The organism is Planococcus halotolerans, assembly GCF_003289955.1.
In the GTDB taxonomy this organism is placed as follows: domain Bacteria; phylum Bacillota; class Bacilli; order Bacillales_A; family Planococcaceae; genus Planococcus; species Planococcus halotolerans.
This window is the reverse complement of the sequence record NZ_QLZR01000003.1, coordinates 294766-310157: the sequence shown is the minus strand read 5'-3', so window position 1 is coordinate 310157 and position 15392 is coordinate 294766. Positions and strand designations below refer to the sequence as shown.

17 protein-coding genes are annotated in these 15392 nt (G+C 46.0%); 5 read left to right on the top strand and 12 right to left on the bottom strand.

The window, feature by feature from the left end; translation table 11 throughout:
- Positions 1–100 precede the first annotated feature (100 nt).
- Positions 101–598 (bottom strand): pyridoxamine 5'-phosphate oxidase family protein, encoded by a 498-nt coding sequence (locus tag DP120_RS10305; protein WP_112223588.1) that lies wholly within the window; start codon positions 596–598, stop codon positions 101–103.
- A gap of 183 nt (positions 599–781) precedes the next feature.
- Here DP120_RS10305 and DP120_RS10300 point away from each other — a divergent pair, with 183 nt between their 5' ends.
- Positions 782–1531, top strand: a complete 750-nt coding sequence (locus DP120_RS10300; RefSeq protein ID WP_112223587.1) for an SDR family NAD(P)-dependent oxidoreductase — start codon at positions 782–784, stop codon at positions 1529–1531.
- A 168-nt stretch (positions 1532–1699) separates the two neighbouring features.
- On the top strand, positions 1700–2221 hold the full coding sequence (locus tag DP120_RS10295; protein ID WP_112223586.1) for a DUF2798 domain-containing protein: 522 nt from the start codon (positions 1700–1702) through the stop codon (positions 2219–2221).
- 63 nt (positions 2222–2284) lie between these two features.
- On the opposite strand, the gene DP120_RS10290 is transcribed toward DP120_RS10295, so the two are convergent.
- Positions 2285–3418, bottom strand: a complete 1134-nt coding sequence (locus DP120_RS10290) for an NADH-dependent flavin oxidoreductase (protein WP_112223585.1) — start codon at positions 3416–3418, stop codon at positions 2285–2287.
- Positions 3419–3571: 153 nt separating this feature from the next.
- On the opposite strand from DP120_RS10290, the gene DP120_RS10285 reads away from it, so the two are divergent.
- Both DP120_RS10285 and DP120_RS10280 read left to right on the top strand, forming a co-directional pair.
- Complete coding sequence (locus DP120_RS10285) at positions 3572–4600, top strand: NADP-dependent oxidoreductase (RefSeq protein WP_112223584.1); 1029 nt, start codon at positions 3572–3574, stop codon at positions 4598–4600.
- A 383-nt stretch (positions 4601–4983) separates the two neighbouring features.
- Complete coding sequence (locus DP120_RS10280; RefSeq protein WP_112223583.1) at positions 4984–6471, top strand: aldehyde dehydrogenase family protein; 1488 nt, start codon at positions 4984–4986, stop codon at positions 6469–6471.
- A gap of 104 nt (positions 6472–6575) precedes the next feature.
- Here the strand turns inward: DP120_RS10280 and DP120_RS10275 are convergent, their stop codons facing one another.
- The 5 genes from DP120_RS10275 to DP120_RS10255 all read right to left on the bottom strand — a co-directional run bounded on the left by DP120_RS10275 (position 6576) and on the right by DP120_RS10255 (position 10074).
- A complete protein-coding gene (locus DP120_RS10275; RefSeq protein WP_112223582.1) occupies positions 6576–7112 on the bottom strand; it encodes a DUF1697 domain-containing protein in 537 nt (178 codons plus the stop codon).
- Between the two features lie 35 nt (positions 7113–7147).
- A complete protein-coding gene (locus tag DP120_RS10270; RefSeq protein WP_233786255.1) occupies positions 7148–7918 on the bottom strand; it encodes a class I SAM-dependent methyltransferase in 771 nt (256 codons plus the stop codon).
- A gap of 172 nt (positions 7919–8090) precedes the next feature.
- Positions 8091–8291, bottom strand: a complete 201-nt coding sequence (locus DP120_RS10265; protein WP_112223580.1) for a hypothetical protein — start codon at positions 8289–8291, stop codon at positions 8091–8093.
- Between the two features lie 171 nt (positions 8292–8462).
- Entirely contained in the window at positions 8463–9398 is a 936-nt protein-coding gene (locus tag DP120_RS10260; protein WP_112223579.1) for an NADP-dependent oxidoreductase, read from the bottom strand.
- A 79-nt stretch (positions 9399–9477) separates the two neighbouring features.
- Entirely contained in the window at positions 9478–10074 is a 597-nt protein-coding gene (locus DP120_RS10255; RefSeq protein ID WP_165843774.1) for a TetR/AcrR family transcriptional regulator, read from the bottom strand.
- A gap of 157 nt (positions 10075–10231) precedes the next feature.
- On the opposite strand from DP120_RS10255, the gene DP120_RS10250 reads away from it, so the two are divergent.
- Entirely contained in the window at positions 10232–11014 is a 783-nt protein-coding gene (locus tag DP120_RS10250; protein WP_112223577.1) for an SDR family oxidoreductase, read from the top strand.
- Positions 11015–11083: 69 nt separating this feature from the next.
- Here the strand turns inward: DP120_RS10250 and DP120_RS10245 are convergent, their stop codons facing one another.
- From DP120_RS10245 to DP120_RS10225, 5 genes are all read right to left on the bottom strand, one after another.
- Complete coding sequence (locus DP120_RS10245; RefSeq protein WP_112223576.1) at positions 11084–11305, bottom strand: hypothetical protein; 222 nt, start codon at positions 11303–11305, stop codon at positions 11084–11086.
- A gap of 80 nt (positions 11306–11385) precedes the next feature.
- Positions 11386–12366, bottom strand: a complete 981-nt coding sequence (locus tag DP120_RS10240) for an SPFH domain-containing protein (protein WP_112223575.1) — start codon at positions 12364–12366, stop codon at positions 11386–11388.
- Positions 12367–12399: 33 nt separating this feature from the next.
- Positions 12400–13182 carry a TPM domain-containing protein gene (locus tag DP120_RS10235; protein WP_233785948.1) on the bottom strand — a complete coding sequence of 261 codons (783 nt, stop codon included), beginning with the start codon at positions 13180–13182 and terminating at the stop codon, positions 12400–12402.
- The gene (locus tag DP120_RS10230) at positions 13179–14207 is read right to left on the bottom strand and encodes a TFIIB-type zinc ribbon-containing protein (RefSeq protein WP_112223574.1); all 1029 of its coding nucleotides are present in this window, start codon (positions 14205–14207) and stop codon (positions 13179–13181) included. The genes DP120_RS10235 and DP120_RS10230 overlap by 4 nt, the downstream gene beginning before the upstream one ends.
- 48 nt (positions 14208–14255) lie before the next feature.
- A complete protein-coding gene (locus tag DP120_RS10225) occupies positions 14256–14972 on the bottom strand; it encodes a PspA/IM30 family protein (RefSeq protein WP_112223696.1) in 717 nt (238 codons plus the stop codon).
- Positions 14973–15392: the final 420 nt, after the last annotated feature.

The following is a 15392-nucleotide window of genomic DNA, read 5'->3' as shown; positions in this document are numbered from 1 at the left end:
TTCTTTCTATAACTGTAAGCGAGTTTCTGATTTTAATAAACCCATACAAACAGAAAAACCCGCAGACATCTGAATGTCTGCAGGTTTTCTCAAACGTCGATCAGTTGAATTCCACTGTATCGTTCATCTGTTTTTTATCGCCTTCATCTTCATTGCCAGTCAGCTTTTTGGCGAAATTCTTGACAGTTTTCGTCATGTTGCCAGACTCCCAGTATTCCGCTGTTTCGGCAGTGACTTTGATCAAAATGACGTTCGGGTCGTCATAGGTCGTATTCAGCAATTTATCGAAAACCGGATTCCAATATTCCTTTTTGCGCTCCAGATCATCGATAAATTGTGCAGAGCCACTGATGGATACATATGATTTACCTGCATAAGCTACGTTGACGGAAGGGTTCTGTAATATCTCCTGGTACTTGTCCGTATCTTTTAAAGTCAGGAACCAAAGGTCACCGTCGAATTCCGCTTCTTGCGTCTGCAACGGACGTGACACCGGTTTATTACCGACAATGGTGGTAAACATCGCGACATCGATATCCTTGATCAAATCGTTGACGATTTTCAATTCTTCTTTGTGAGTCGGTTCATTTTCAGCCATAACTTAAATTCCTCCTTGAGTAATTTAACTTCCACTTATTTACTGACTCTTCCCGGTTTTCAATTTGAATAAACAGTCCGAATCTTCCTTCTGATTAGCCCTTTTCGAAATCGGGTACCCGTATTATGGGAAGCATACACAAGTTAAGGTATGCAATAAATAAAACAGGAGGCAGATTTCATTATGAGTAAAGTGGCAATTATCACAGGTGCAGGCAGTGGACTCGGACAATCAACAGCGTTGCGCCTGGCACAGGATGGTGTCAACATTGCAGTGGTCGATATAAATGAAGAAGGCGGCAATGAAACCGTCAGCAAAGTGAAAGAGCTCGGCGCGGACGCCCTTTTCATCAAAGCCGATGTATCGAAAGCGGAAGAAGTGAAAAACTACGTCGACAAAACGGTGGAACATTTTGGCTCGATTGATTATTTCTTCAATAATGCCGGTATTTCAGGAAGCGGTAAGTACTTCCTTGAAACCGATATAAAAGAAATCGAACAGATTGTCGGCATCAATATGCTCGGCGCACTTTATGGCCTTCGCTATGTCGCGGAAGTGATGGTGAAAAACGGCGGCGGTTCAATAGTCAATACCGCATCAAGTGCCGGCGTCATCGGCCAGGATACAGTCGTCACCTATTCAGCGACCAAACACGGTATCGTCGGCATGACGAAATCACTTGTTGCCGAGTACGCAAAAGACGGTTTGCGTGTCAATGCCGTTGCACCGGGACCAACTGAAACGCCGATGGTCAAAGCTTATTTCGATGCCAACCTGGAGATGAAGAAGAATGCGGAAGCCGGCATCCCGCAAAAACGCCTTGGTACAGCGGATGAAGTCGCGGAACTTGTTACTTTCCTGCTGATTTCAAAAGCACAGTACATCAATGGCGACGTGATCCGCATCGATGGCGGATTCACGAATACGAAATAAGAAATTGTTTTTCATTTCATTAATTGTTAAAGGCAGAAAGCTGCATAAGCTTTCTGCCTTTTCATCTGATACTGTCACACAATGGACACTTACGAATCCCCTTTCTTATTTGCTATAGTTAGCAACAGTCTTAAAAAGAAGGCACCAGAAAAGGGGTTAACAGATACTATGCATTTAGAAAAACGACTGCCGCGCAACGGCAAAGAAGGACTTTTATACGGCACGATTATTTCCACACTGACGGTTTTTTTCATGACAACTTACAGCGCCATTTATTTCGCAGGCGATTTTAACGGTGAAGTAGCCTTTACGATTTTAAAGATGCTGCCGATCATCTGGATCATCGTCATGATTATTGAACCTGCCATTTTCGGCCGAATTGCAGAGGCGTTGACGGCAAAATTCACGAAACCGGAAGACAGCTTCAACTCGAAGATCCTGTTCCGTATTCTGTTTACCGTACTCGGCATGTCTGCAGCAATGACTTTTATCGGTGACGTTGTCGGAAACGGCTTCCATTCAGAGCTGTTCAGCAACTGGCTGCTCAACTGGCCGCGCAATTTTGTCATCGTTCTGGCAGCTGAAAGCCTGGTCATCCAGCCAGTTGCCCGGTTCGTCATGGTGAAACTGCATGAATCACAGGATGCAAAAGCGAAGGTTTCGACTGAAGTGAATGGCAAAATTATTTAATGAGAACCAAAAAGCTCCCTGGCCGAATAACGGTCAGGGAGCTTTGTAAGTTAGATATCGGGATTAAACTTCCACTTCTTCATCGATTTCCACCATTTTATAAGTGACCATCCGTTCCCATAGCGGTCCAGGAATATCGAGCTTGCCAATCATTTCCTTTGGAACGTTTTCATTGATTTCGTCTTCTCTGCCTGATTTCACTTTCTCTGTCCATTCCGGATCAGCCAGCACCTGGCGTCCCATCACGACCATGTCCGCTCCTTCTTCAAGAGCCGCGACTGCTTCTGCCGGTTTTTTCACACTGCCGACGACGACAAATGCCACTCGTCCAGCAATCTGTTTTGACAGGATTTCGACGATGCTGCCTTCCGCTTTATCATCATGCGGCAGTTTTTGGAAATCCATCAACGATACATGCAGATAATGAATTCCCCCAGCAATCAATTTATCAGTCAGAACCTTCGTTTCATCGATTGTATAACCGATACCTTCCGGGCTGTATTCTTCCGGAGACAAACGATAGCCGATGATGAATTGCTCATCCGCGTATTCCGCTGCCACTCGTTTCACTTCCGCCAATACAGCCAGCGGGAATTTCAGGCGATTCTCGAGGCTGCCGCCCCATTCGTCTTCACGGCGATTTGTTACTTCCGAAACGAATTGCTGAATCAGATACGTATTGGCACCATGGATTTCAACGCCGTCAAAACCGGCTTTAATCGCACGGCGCGTCGCTTCGCCGAAATCACGGATGATGTCCGTAATTTCATCAGTTCTCAGTGCGCGCGGTGTCGGTCTGCCAGCAGGACCTTCAACTGCACTTGGGGCAACCGTTTCGTTGGTTTTAATCAGCGCCGGCTGTCCCTGGCGTCCGCCGTGCTGGATTTGAAGAATAGCTTTATTGCCATTCGCTTTCATCTCGGTTGCCATTTGCGTCAAGCGCGGCAGTACCTCGTCCTTGAAAGCGACAAATTGGTTCGGAAACGCAATGCCGTTTTCAGATACAGCGATACACGCCGAAACGAACAGGCTGCCGATATTTGAACGGCGGCGGTAATAAGCAAGTTCCTCGTCCGATACAGTGCCATCCGGATTGCCTGAGTACGTGGTCATTGGTGCAACGCCCAAACGGTCATTCAACACTACACCGTTCGGTAACGTGATTTCTTCGAATAAAGATTTGAATTGTGATTTCATATATAAGTTCCTCTTTTCTCATGAGCTTCGTTATTTCAAAATAGCATAGCCTCCATTCCACTACAAGAATTCAAGCTTGCAGGCTGTAATTTTTGATTCCATTCTTTTACAATGGTACGATTTTTCCGAATAGAATTTTGAGGAGGAATTTGCATGACACCGAAAACATATAAAGAAATCCATTTGGCAAATCGCCCTGAAGGCACGCCATCCAACGATGATTTTGCTTTTATAGAAAAAGAGATTGGATCACCCGGCGAAGGCGAAGTCTTGCTTAAAACCCTTTACCTTTCCGTCGATCCTTATATGCGCGGACGTATGCGGGACGTGAAATCATACGTGGCTCCCTATAAATTGAACGAAGCGATTTCCGGAGGAATCCTTGCTGAAGTCGTGGAATCGAATTCAGAGCTTCTGCAAAAAGGCGACATCGTCAACGGCACGCTGAAATGGGCGGAATACAATATCGCCAAAGCGGAGAAGGCCCAAAAAGTCGACCCAACAATTGCCCCGATTACGACGCGTCTTGGTATTTTAGGATTAACGGGTTTGACTGCCTATTTCGGGCTTCTTGATATCGGCAAGCCGCTAGCTGGCGAAACAGTCGTTGTCTCAGGCGCAGCTGGGGCAGTCGGTTCGGTTGTGGGCCAAATCGCTAAATTGAAAGGCGCACGCGCTGTCGGCATCGCCGGTTCACAGGAAAAAATCGATTACCTGATCAACGAACTCGGTTTTGACGCTGCAGTAAATTATAAATCGGACAGTTTTAAAGAAGATTTGAAACAGGCATTGCCTGACGGCGTCGATGTCTACTTCGACAATGTCGGCGGCGAAGTTTCCGATGCAGTGATTTGGGAGCTGAACAATAAAGCACGCGTTGTGTTATGTGGAACCATTTCTTCCTATAACACGCCTGGTGCAGATATCGGCCCGCGCATCCAGTGGAAATTCATCACGACAAGCTCCATGATGAAAGGCTTCACTCTCGGCGATTACGCATCCGAATTCCGCACCGGTGCCACTGATTTAGGCAAATGGCTGCAGGAAGGCAAGCTGAAATACGAGGAAACCATCGTTGAAGGTTTTGAAAATACACCTCAGGCATTTTTCGGATTGTTCGAAGGATCAAATCTCGGCAAACAATTGGTGAAAGTCGCAGATCCGGAGTTTGCGGAACTTTAGAGTTTATTTTTGAAGTAAAAGAACGTGGATTTGTTGGGTAGGAAGCGGTTGTAATGCGTTTGTGATCGGCTAGCAGTCATTTATGATCGGCAAGCTAATTTTAAAGGTCTCTCCTTCCAAAGAGCCAACGATTCCCTACATCCTAACCGGATTCTTTTCGCACCTCGAAAAGAATCCGTAATTTTAGAACCCTCCACAACTGTGGAGGTTTTTTTATAATACGTCATTGAACCAGCACCTCACTATGAAACTTAATTTAAACCCGCACCTTGCCAAACAGGGAGCGGGTTTTCTGTTTTATTTGAAAAAATGTCCGCAAGTTTATCATCGATAATACAGGGAAAACTATATAAGCAGTTACTCTGATCCATTTTAAGAAAGGAATGATTGAATTGGTACATGAACCAGTTACAGTACATGCTCTTATAAACGGAGAAAAAGTGGATACGAAAGATAAAATCACCCGGGAGAATCCGTCGAATCCGTCAGAGATTGTCGGCTACGCGCCCTTGAATACAAAAGAAGATACGGTCCGCGCAATCGATGCAGCCGACGAAGCGTTCAAAACTTGGCGCAATAGTTCGCTTGAAGAGCGTATTGAACGTATGCAACGCGCAATCAAAAGATTGCAGGATTCGCAAAAGGAGATCACGGAACTACTGTCCCGCGAACATGGTAAACCGGTATACGACTCTGAAGGTGAATTATACGTTTCAATCGCATGGATGGAGCACGCCTGTAAAACAGCAAAAGATGTGATAGGCGATGATGTCCGTGAAGATGAAAACGGCACGACAATCATCAAGCATGATCCGATTGGCGTTGTTTCGGCCATTGCACCATGGAACTATCCGATTTCCCTGTCGACAATCAAAGTCGCTCCTGCCCTGCTGGCCGGCAATACGATTGTCGTGAAACCAAGCCCGCTCGCACCGCTTGCCGTGACCGTCGTGCTCGATATCATTGCGGAGGAATTCCCTCCAGGCGTCGTGAATGTGCTGAACGGCGAAGCGGATGTCGGCATTGAAATGACCTCGAATCCGAAAGTCATGAAAATCGCCTTTACTGGCGGTACAGAAACCGGACGCAAGATTATGGAAGCGGCGGCTCCGACCGTTAAGGAATTGACGCTTGAACTCGGCGGCAACGACCCGGCAATCATGCTGCCAAGCTTTGATCCGAATGACGAAAAAGCCATGCGCCGCTTAGTCGTTTCAAATTTCCTGACGGCCGGCGAAATCTGCATGATCGCTAAACGCATTTACGTGCCGCGCTCGATGCATGATCAATTTGTTGAAAAATATATCGAAGCGGCAAACAAATGGGTGCGTGTCGGCGATCCGTTCAACCGCGATGTGACATTAGGTCCTGTCAACAATAAAAAACAGAAGGACTACGTTCAGGAACTTGTGGATGATGCGCAGGCTAACGGTGCTGAAATCCACAAACTTGGAGAAATTCTTGACCCTGAACTATTCGAGAAAGGTTACTTCATGCAACCGACCTTAGTCGTCGGCGCGAAGCAGGAAGACCGTATCGTTAAAGAAGAGCAGTTCGGCCCGACAGTACCAATTGTCGCATATGACGATGTCGACGAAGCCGTGCACCTCGCCAACGACAGCATTTTCGGTTTGACAAGTTCTGTCTGGGGCGATGATCAGGAAGCGATCGAAGTGGCTGCACGCATTGAAGCCGGCACCACGATGATCAATACTGCCGCTATCCAGGGGCTCGACGTCCGCTATGAATTCGGCGGCGTAAAACAATCCGGTGTTGGCCGTGAATACGGTGAACAAGGTCTGAAATCGTATGTGAACATTCACATCATCAACAATCCAAACACGAAAGACTTGCCGCATATTCCGGAATAATGTGGTTAGAACACGATAAATATTTAAGAGCCTCTGCGGATGCAGTGGCTCTTTTTTTAGCTTTACTGGAATGAAGAAGTAATTTCAATACATCGGCTTCCCTCTTACTCTTCCATCAGCCCGAGTAATTTCCTGACCGTGTTGACATTGCGGATGGTCACCAATTTATATAATTTTGTCCCAATCACTTTCTGCATACCGCTTTTCGTAACGCACTCCTTATCGACAGACCATAAAACTGCGCCGGGTACATAGTTCACCCTGTCGATTTCCGGCTTGATCGTCAACTTTTCCAGTACAGCCTCATCATCTGCTTCCGGCCATAAGAACCAAACATCACTTTTCATATCCTGATCGTTAGTCCAATTATCCGGAATACTTGCAGCTATCCGCTGGAATTCGTCAAAGCTATATACAAGCACTTTGATGCTCAAATTGAAGTGAACCAGAATTGCCGCTTCTAAAATAGCCGGCAATTCTTCTTTTTCATGAAGGCTGTCCGCAAAAATGATATTTCCTGAATTGATATAAGTCTTAACTGATGACATACCTGCTTCTTCAAACACCTTTTTCAGCTCTTTCATATCCACTTTATTGTTGCCGCCAACGTTTATACCCCTTAAAAGCGCGACATAAATCATCATTACGCCTCCCCTCACGCCAAATTTTCTCGTGTTTACTCCGCTGTAATTACAAAACTGTCCAAGCTTTCGGCCTCTTCATCAACTTCAAGCATTTCATAGAGACTGGCGGCCAGCGACTGAATCCGTTTCGGCACACTGGAAAACGCCTGCTGGACACTCTTTGCGTAATCAGCTTCCCACTTACCGTCTTGCAAATAGCCGGCATCAACTACAGCGGTTTTCCCGACTGTCCATCCTGCTGTACCAAGCATTTCCTGCAATTGAAGTGAATTGAACATGTGCTGGATATTGCCTTCATTATCAATAAATTCACTGTACAGCGCTAGAATTGCTGCCGCCGCAAAATGCGGACGCTGCGACATGCGGGTAAAATTGACATCCCATTCCGCAATACAGATCCGTTTGGCCATACGCCGCATTTTTTTTAAATATGCGAGAAGCTGTTCCGGATTACGAAAATACCATGAGGAATGGGAAAGAATTGCCACATCAAAACTCTCCTCAGGCAAGTCGAGAAAATCTGTCTGCAGCTTGAAGTCGATACGGCTGCCGAGTGCAGAAGCGACAATCGCTGAAGTCGCTTCTCCCAGTGTTATCGGCGCACCATAATCCGGATCCGCAATATCCACCGCCAGCACACGCCCTTCTTCACCCACAGCATCTGCCAAAACAACCGTTGTATCCCCTTGGCCGCAGCCGATTTCCAAAATGCGCATTCCTTTCTCCAAGCTGAAGGCATTTACGAGTGACTGCCGATGCTTCAGCTGTACTCTTTGGATAGTGTCGTCTCCCACAATCTTCATACTTGCCAATAAGTGTTCCACCATATATATCCTCGATTCATCAGTTTATTTATAATAAAAGCATTTTTTCTGCAGACATAAATTCCTTTTTTCTTAGTTTCGATCCTTGCAGCTAATGAAAAAACTGCTATGTCCAGCTTACAGCCGGACATAGCAGTCTCGATAATTGGACTCACACTTCTTTAACACTCACCATTTTTACTTCTTCCATTCTAAATTGAAAATGTGTGTCGTTTTCTCCTAGAAAGTCTTTCATTTCTTTCTTATCCAGTCCACAAGCAGCTTCTTTGGGGCTTCCCGCTTCTACAATTTGAACAGCCTCAACGTCTTGGCCTAAATGATATATGACCCGGTAATTTTTGTTTTCTGCCACGGTATTCGCCCCTTTGCATTTGATGGTAACTCAATCTAGTATGGGCAAGGTCTTCGAGCGGATTGCGACCGAAGTTCTTGTCTGTCCCACCTAATCAATGTCTACCCTTTCGAGCCATTAAAATGCATATCGGATGAATTTTCCAAATAATTTTTTCTTTTATACTTTTCATTACTTCACTTTAATGACAATTTTCCCTTGCGCATGATTTGTTTCGCTTGCAGCGTGTGCGTCTTTCAGTCCCTGCGCTGAAAATTCAAAGGTTTCCCCAATCACCGGTTTCAGCTTGCCCTCTTCATACAGTTTGGCCAGTTTCTGCAATTTCTTGCCTTCCGGCTGAAGGAAGACATATCCTGCTTTAACGCCAAACTTTTCTGCTTCTTCTTCAGATGGTGGCTCAGCAATCGACACCAGCGTGCCGCCTTTTTTCAGCACACCGAAGCTTTTCGACTGGATATCGCCTCCCAGCGGATCGAGCACGATGTCAAAGTCTCTCACTACTTCTTCGAATGCTTCTGATTTATAGTCAATCACCTGATCGGCTCCCAGTGACTGGAGCAGCTCTAAATTTTTATCGCTGGCTGTAGCTGCGACATAAGCACCGAAACTTTTCGCGATTTGAATGGCGTGAGTGCCCACTCCGCCAGCTCCCGCATGGATCAGCACTTTATCGCCTTCCTTAATGCCCGCCACTTCAACCAGGCATTCCCAAGCCGTCAGACCGACCAGCGGCATAGCGGCTCCTTCTTCATAAGTCATACTGTCCGGCATTTTAGCAAGTAAACGTTCTTCCGTGGCAATAAATTCTGCGTATGTCCCGTCACGGGTCAGCTCCGGGCGGACAAATACCCGGTCACCCGCCTGAAACTCCTTAACATTTCCACCAGTTTCTGCAACAATTCCTGCCGCATCCCATCCGAGTATGATCGGAAATTCAAAAGAAAGCATTTCTTTCAAATAGCCTTCACGTAATTTCCAGTCTATCGGATTAATCGAAGTGGCATGCACTTCGACCAGCACTTCGTTCTCTCCAATGTTGGGACGGTCCAGTTCACGCTCTTTCAACTCTTCTTTTCCACCATATTGATCAATGACAATTGCTTTCATTTATTCCCTCTCCTTTCTCACTCTCCTTTATTCCTTCCCGATTATCCTGGTATTACACATGAGGTTCAGTTATCCTCTTTCACTCCACCCGAAATCCGACAGCAAACGTCTGCAGAATATTGATCAATTCGCCTGTAATTTCCCGCGGCGATTCACAATATCCATTCCTTGCCCAATCAAGAATCAGACCCGCTGTCCCATGAGCCATATATAATTTGAACTTCTTGGAGTTGAGGTCATGGCCTCCTTTTGCCACCAGTGTGAATTGCTCGTCCAGCAATTCGAAAATAGCTTTCGGCAAATCCTGGTGCAAACCCGGAATGGTATCTTCCATCAAATATAAGTTAAAAAACGAACGATTATCATAGATGAAAGACACCAATTCGAACGAATCTGTATCCAGGGATTCGGTTGTGATGATTTTCCCAGGTGTGTACCGCTCCATACTTTTCCTTTTAATCTGCTCGAACATTTCCTGTTTTAATTCTTCTGTGATATGAGGCTTGTCCAAAAAATGAAGATAGAATGTTGCGCGGTTATAAGCTGCCCGCTGGACAATATCCGTCACCGATACATGGCTGTATCCTTTTTCATTGATCAATTCGGTAAATGCCTGCTTGAAATGCTGCTTGGTGCGCAATGCTTGCGGACTCAACTTTTCTTTATTCATTTCCATCCTGTTTCTCCTCCAAAATCGACACATTTCCTCTTGTTGTCGATTTACTCGACAACGCCGGAATATCTACTGATTGAGGCGTTCTCAGCCCGGGTATATATTGGAATAGAAGCTTTTACTTCAGTTTAGCATACCTATAAAAAAGGAGAGGTGACCAATGATTAATTACAAAGACAAAGTCGTCATTATTACAGGCGGAGGTTCGGGTCTCGGACGCGCTGCGGCTGTATCGATTGCCAAACAGGGCGGCAAGCTCGTACTCGTGGATATGAATAAAGAAGGCTTGGAAGAAAGCAAAAATGAAATTATGTCTGTGGCTTCAGACGCTCAGATTGAAACGGTCGAGGCAAACGTAACCAATGAAGAAGATGTAAAAAACTATGTGGACTTCACAATCGAGAAATTTGGTAAAATTGATGGATTCTTCAATAATGCCGGTATCGAAGGCAAACAAAACCTGACTGAAGCTTACGGCTCGGATGAGTTTGAAAAAGTCATTAATGTTAACTTGAACGGTGTTTTCTATGGCATGAAATATGTACTCAAAGTCATGAAAGAACAAGGCTACGGTTCAATCGTCAACACGGCTTCCGTTGGCGGTATCCGGGGCGTCGGCAATCAATCCGGTTATGCAGCGAGTAAACACGGCGTTGTCGGTTTGACCCGCAACTCCGGGATTGAATACGGCGAATTCGGCATCAGCATCAACGCCATAGCTCCTGGTGCAATTATGACACCAATGGTTGAAGGCTCTTTGAAACAAATGGCTGGCGATAATTGGGAAGCTGCCGGCAAGGAATTTGTCAGCGTCAACCCGATGAAACGTTTCGGTAAACCGGAAGAAGTCGGCAACCTCGTTGCATTCCTTCTTTCCGATGCAGCGAAGTTCATCAATGCTTCTGTCATTCCGATTGACGGCGGCCAATCTTATAAATACTGATTTAAAAGTATGCAAAAAAGCGTTGCAGCTAACCAATCCGGCTAGCCGCAACGCTTTTTCCTTCTGCTTCTATTCATTTCGGCGTGGGTTATTCGGACGTTCATCCGACACTTTCTCGGAATATTCCTTGGCATCCTGCTGTTCATCTCTGCCTTTTACTTCTTCGTAATCCGTCGCATCGTTATCACCGTCAAAAGCTTCTTTCGCTTTATTGATTGCTTTATCAATTCCGGATTCGTGGGCTCCCACCTGTTTTTCAGGCGTGCGGCCGGCTGTTCCTTTTCTCGCCATTGAAATCCCTCCTGGTAAAAATTATTTACTAATAGTTTACCCGGTAACGAAGATTCTACTCCTGTTTTATAAGTCTCGGCTCAGGTGAGTTTCTGCCCGCAGTTCGGGCAGAATTTGGCACCATTGACTTTCTCGCCGCAATTCGGGCAAAAGTTTGGCGCTTTTCCGTTGCCGGACTCGGAGCCGCCAGTTTGTTTATTGGGATCCCCACTGCCTTCTTTGGAATCTTTCTGATCGCCCATCATTTCTTTTGCGATATTCATGCCCATCATCATGCCGGCCATATCGGATGCCGTATTCGACCCCGATGATTTACCCATCGCATCAGCCACTGATATCTGCTGGTATCTGGAGACGTCCCCCACCATCCCTTGGGACGCATTTTTATTGATCATATCCTGAATTTCTTTTGGATAGTTGAAGCTCATGATCTGGAAACCGGTAATTTTCATACCATCGTCCATTATCTGCATATCAAGATCGTCCTGAATTCCTTTTGAAATATCATGGGCATTGGCCTGGAGGTTGAACATATCCTTGCCTTCTTTTGGAATCCATTTCATCAATAATTGGTCCAGAACAGCCGTGATGCGGATCTTCACATCATCGACTGTATAGCTGTTGCGCACACCGGCGATTTTGTCGATGAGATTAATGTAATCGTTGACTTTGAACTGGAACGTCCCGTTTGCCCGGATTGGCATGCCGCCTGGAAGACCCGGTGCCGGGATGTTAATCGGATTCTGGGTGCCCCATCTGACAACAAACTCTTTCGTGTTGACGAATAGCACTTCGACCCGCATGCCGCTGTTGAATCCGAATCGGAACCCTTTTAATGTCGACAGGAACGGGACGATTTCCGATTCGATATCGTACTCGCCGTCATCTTCAAAGATCCCTTCAATTTTGCCGTTATTAAGGAAGATGGCATCCTGTCCCGGACGGATAATCAGGCGGCTGCCTTTTTTCACTTCTTTATTGGCCCATTTATAAAAAATCATATCGTCGCGGAATTCATCCCATTCCACTACATCTGCAAATTGATTGCCGAAAAAAACCATGTTGTTCATTCCTTCCTTTATTTCGATTGGCGCTTAGAAGCTTCTGCCGCCTCCACTGAATGAACGGCCGCCGCCGGTCATGCCTCCTCCGCCGCCAAAGCCGCCGCCACTATTGTTGTTTTTGGGAATCCTGCGCCTTGTGACGGTTTTATTGCGGAAACGATCCGAATCTCTCGTCACACGTGTATGATCACGGTCGATATAAGTTGCTGCAGTGGTCGTATTGCGCCCTCCTGAGTTGTAAAGCATCGTGCCGACGATTCCTCCTGCCAGCAGCAATGCCACTGCTGCATGGAACCAGGTTTGGAGGAAGATGCTTTCGGGATTGACACCCGGATTGTATTCCATGTAACGATCCGCTGTTTCAATCGTTTCGCGGAATGCGCCGGCATATTGTCCCTGTGCCATATAAGGAGTGATCCGGTCGAGCACCATTTCAACGCGTTCATTGTCGAGGCGGGTTCTGGCATTACCGAAACCAGCCAGATAATATTCGCGTCCACCTATATCGATCGTCAGTAGCACTGCATTTTCCATTCCTGTTTCATCAGCCAGATCGTCATAAAAATCACCCATGTAATCTATAATCGGCATACCACTTGTACTGTCAGTCGTCAGCAGCAGGAATTCCGTTCCCTGTTCACGGCTCTTTTCGGCGGCATACGCCTCGAGATCACTGATTTCTGAATCAGTCAGCAATCCCGCCTGGTCATAAATATGCTGATCAGTTTGGGCAAAAGCTGCAGTACAATTCAACATCATCAATATTGTAAGCAATAAAATCAGCATACTTGCTTTTAACACCGGTTTTCTCACCAGAGGACACCTCCCACCAGATATGAGATGGCCTTTAATGCCGCAAATGTCGAAACAGCAATTCCTGTAAACCAGGCAGCGACCTTGCCTCCGCTGATGGGCGGCTTGCCGACCACTTTGCCGGTCTGGCCATTCATCGCAAAGGTATGTTCTTTGTTCTCAAAATCATAGTAAACCATCCAAACCGGGAATAATGTATAGTAGACCTTATGTTTATTGGCGTTGATCTGCTTATTTGTGTAGCTGACTGTCGAATAGCCGGAAATCGTGCTGCCGATATAAGAATCGATATACGGCACAATTTTCGACTCCACACGTGAAAACAGAGCATCTTCATCAAAATCGTATTTTTCAGCCAGAAAACCCGCTAGATAAGGCATCCTGAAATCTTTTAAATCACTGTAATCATAAGGCTCCAATTTATCCATCAATTCGTCATCCATTTTTTCGGAGGCATCTGCCGGCACCTTCAAATAGCTTAGATCGATTTCGCGATAGACATCGTAAAAGTCAGTTTCCGTAACAACCGTATCGCCTTGCTGATAAGTCCGCATCCGTGTTCCGATTGCTGCCACTTCCGCCTTGCCGTTAATGTCATAAAGCCAAAAGGGTACATACATGCCGGTCATCTTTTTTATGCGGTCGCCGTTCATGAATCCTCTCGGCGTCAGCCTGCCGTTTTTCGTCCATTTACGGAATGCGGCTACAGCTTCGTCTTTGCTGATGGTGAAAGGAATCACTTTTGCCGGTGCCAGGTCGCCGGTCAGCCGGTCGGCGAGCACGACTGCTGCACCGCAAAAGCTGCAATGCGTCGCAGTCGTTTCCGCTTCTGTCAGAAGCACGGCGCCGCAGTTTTCACAATGATATTCCTTCGCTTCTTCAGGAGCGAATTTCTGCTGGATGTTTTCTTCCGGAAACGTCTCGATATCATCCTGCCGGCCACAATTCGGACAGGACAATTTGCCGGAGGTGGCATCGAACGCCATGTCCGATCCGCAGTTTGGACATTTATAATGAGTGACCAACCCGTCTTCCTCCCTTCTGCGCAACATCTATCTTATGGGTGGCAGTCATTATTCACCTTTATTCAGCTGTTCTTTCAGTGCCTTCATTTCATCATCCGTGTTGACCCCGCCTTTCAGCGATTTCAGTTCATCGTCTACGTTCGTGTCGCTATCGTATTTTTTTGCCAGGTCTTTGACGGAATCTCCTGAACTTTTGTTAAGCTCGGACATGGCATTCGCTTCATCAAGCTGCTGATTAATTTTCTTTTCCATTGCATCAAACGCCGATATCCGTTCTCCCGCTCCTCCCATTGATGAATTGAATTCATTCATGCGCTCTTGGGTTTTTGCGACTGAAGCTTTCCCTTTCAGTTCAGCACGGCGCGATTCAAGTTCACCGATGTCTTCTTCCAGCTTATCGTGCACCTGGCGCATCTGTTGGGTATTGGCTACGGCCATTTCGACAGCTGTCTCTAGCCCCTGTTCTCTTTCAGTTAACTCAGCTTTGCGCTGAAGGAATTTACGGGCATCATCTTCGTTGTCTGCTTCCAGAGCTTTGACCGCATAACGCTGCATATCATCTATCTCTTTCTGCACATCAGCAAGTTCCCGGCGCTCGCGTTTTTCCGCCGCCATGATGGCTGCTGTCTCCGACTTCACTTTACCGAGATCGCTGTTTAAATCACGCAGATATTGATCGATCATTTTTTCAGGATCTTCCGCCTGATCCAGCATTGCGTGAATATTGCTCGTCATAATATCACGAAAACGTTTTAAGATTTCCATCATCATTCTCCTCTTCGGTTTTTTCCTGCATTGCAGGAGTTCTTTATTCAATAAAACTACCCTTTCCAGCCGCGCATTAATCATGAAATCCCCTAGCACTGAAAATCCTCAGACTCCTTCTATATAAACCTTCTCCTATTGAAGGAAAGTTCCTGCCTGAGCGTTTTAACGGATTAGGGAATCATCGTTTATATAATATCTTTGATGATCCGGAATATCCCCCGAGGGATAAAAAGAAGCAACTCCCCAGCATCAATTAATAAGTCCACTACCCACCATCGATCTTTCTTCTTTCGCACTTCAGCCGACATCCTGATCCTCCGCCTTTCTTTTTTTACAATCTACGGAATTGATTGACTAATGGTTTCAATCCTTATCAGTTATTTTGTTATTCGAAACTGGATTCCCCAAAAATCAACG

Coding starts and splice junctions, on each gene's coding strand:
- DP120_RS10255 (WP_165843774.1), bottom strand. CDS start 10,074: ATGGAAATGAATAAAGAAAAGTTGAGTCCGCAAGCATTGCGCACCAAG.
- DP120_RS10270 (WP_233786255.1), bottom strand. CDS start 7,918: ATGAAGATTGTGGGAGACGACACTATCCAAAGAGTACAGCTGAAGCAT.
- DP120_RS10245 (WP_112223576.1), bottom strand. CDS start 11,305: ATGGCGAGAAAAGGAACAGCCGGCCGCACGCCTGAAAAACAGGTGGGA.
- DP120_RS10225 (WP_112223696.1), bottom strand. CDS start 14,972: ATGGAAATCTTAAAACGTTTTCGTGATATTATGACGAGCAATATTCAC.
- DP120_RS10275 (WP_112223582.1), bottom strand. CDS start 7,112: ATGATTTATGTCGCGCTTTTAAGGGGTATAAACGTTGGCGGCAACAAT.
- DP120_RS10280 (WP_112223583.1), top strand. CDS start 4,984: ATGATTGAATTGGTACATGAACCAGTTACAGTACATGCTCTTATAAAC.
- DP120_RS10300 (WP_112223587.1), top strand. CDS start 782: ATGAGTAAAGTGGCAATTATCACAGGTGCAGGCAGTGGACTCGGACAA.
- DP120_RS10305 (WP_112223588.1), bottom strand. CDS start 598: ATGGCTGAAAATGAACCGACTCACAAAGAAGAATTGAAAATCGTCAAC.
- DP120_RS10240 (WP_112223575.1), bottom strand. CDS start 12,366: ATGGTTTTTTTCGGCAATCAATTTGCAGATGTAGTGGAATGGGATGAA.
- DP120_RS10260 (WP_112223579.1), bottom strand. CDS start 9,398: ATGAAAGCAATTGTCATTGATCAATATGGTGGAAAAGAAGAGTTGAAA.
- DP120_RS10290 (WP_112223585.1), bottom strand. CDS start 3,418: ATGAAATCACAATTCAAATCTTTATTCGAAGAAATCACGTTACCGAAC.
- DP120_RS10295 (WP_112223586.1), top strand. CDS start 1,700: ATGCATTTAGAAAAACGACTGCCGCGCAACGGCAAAGAAGGACTTTTA.
- DP120_RS10250 (WP_112223577.1), top strand. CDS start 10,232: ATGATTAATTACAAAGACAAAGTCGTCATTATTACAGGCGGAGGTTCG.
- DP120_RS10285 (WP_112223584.1), top strand. CDS start 3,572: ATGACACCGAAAACATATAAAGAAATCCATTTGGCAAATCGCCCTGAA.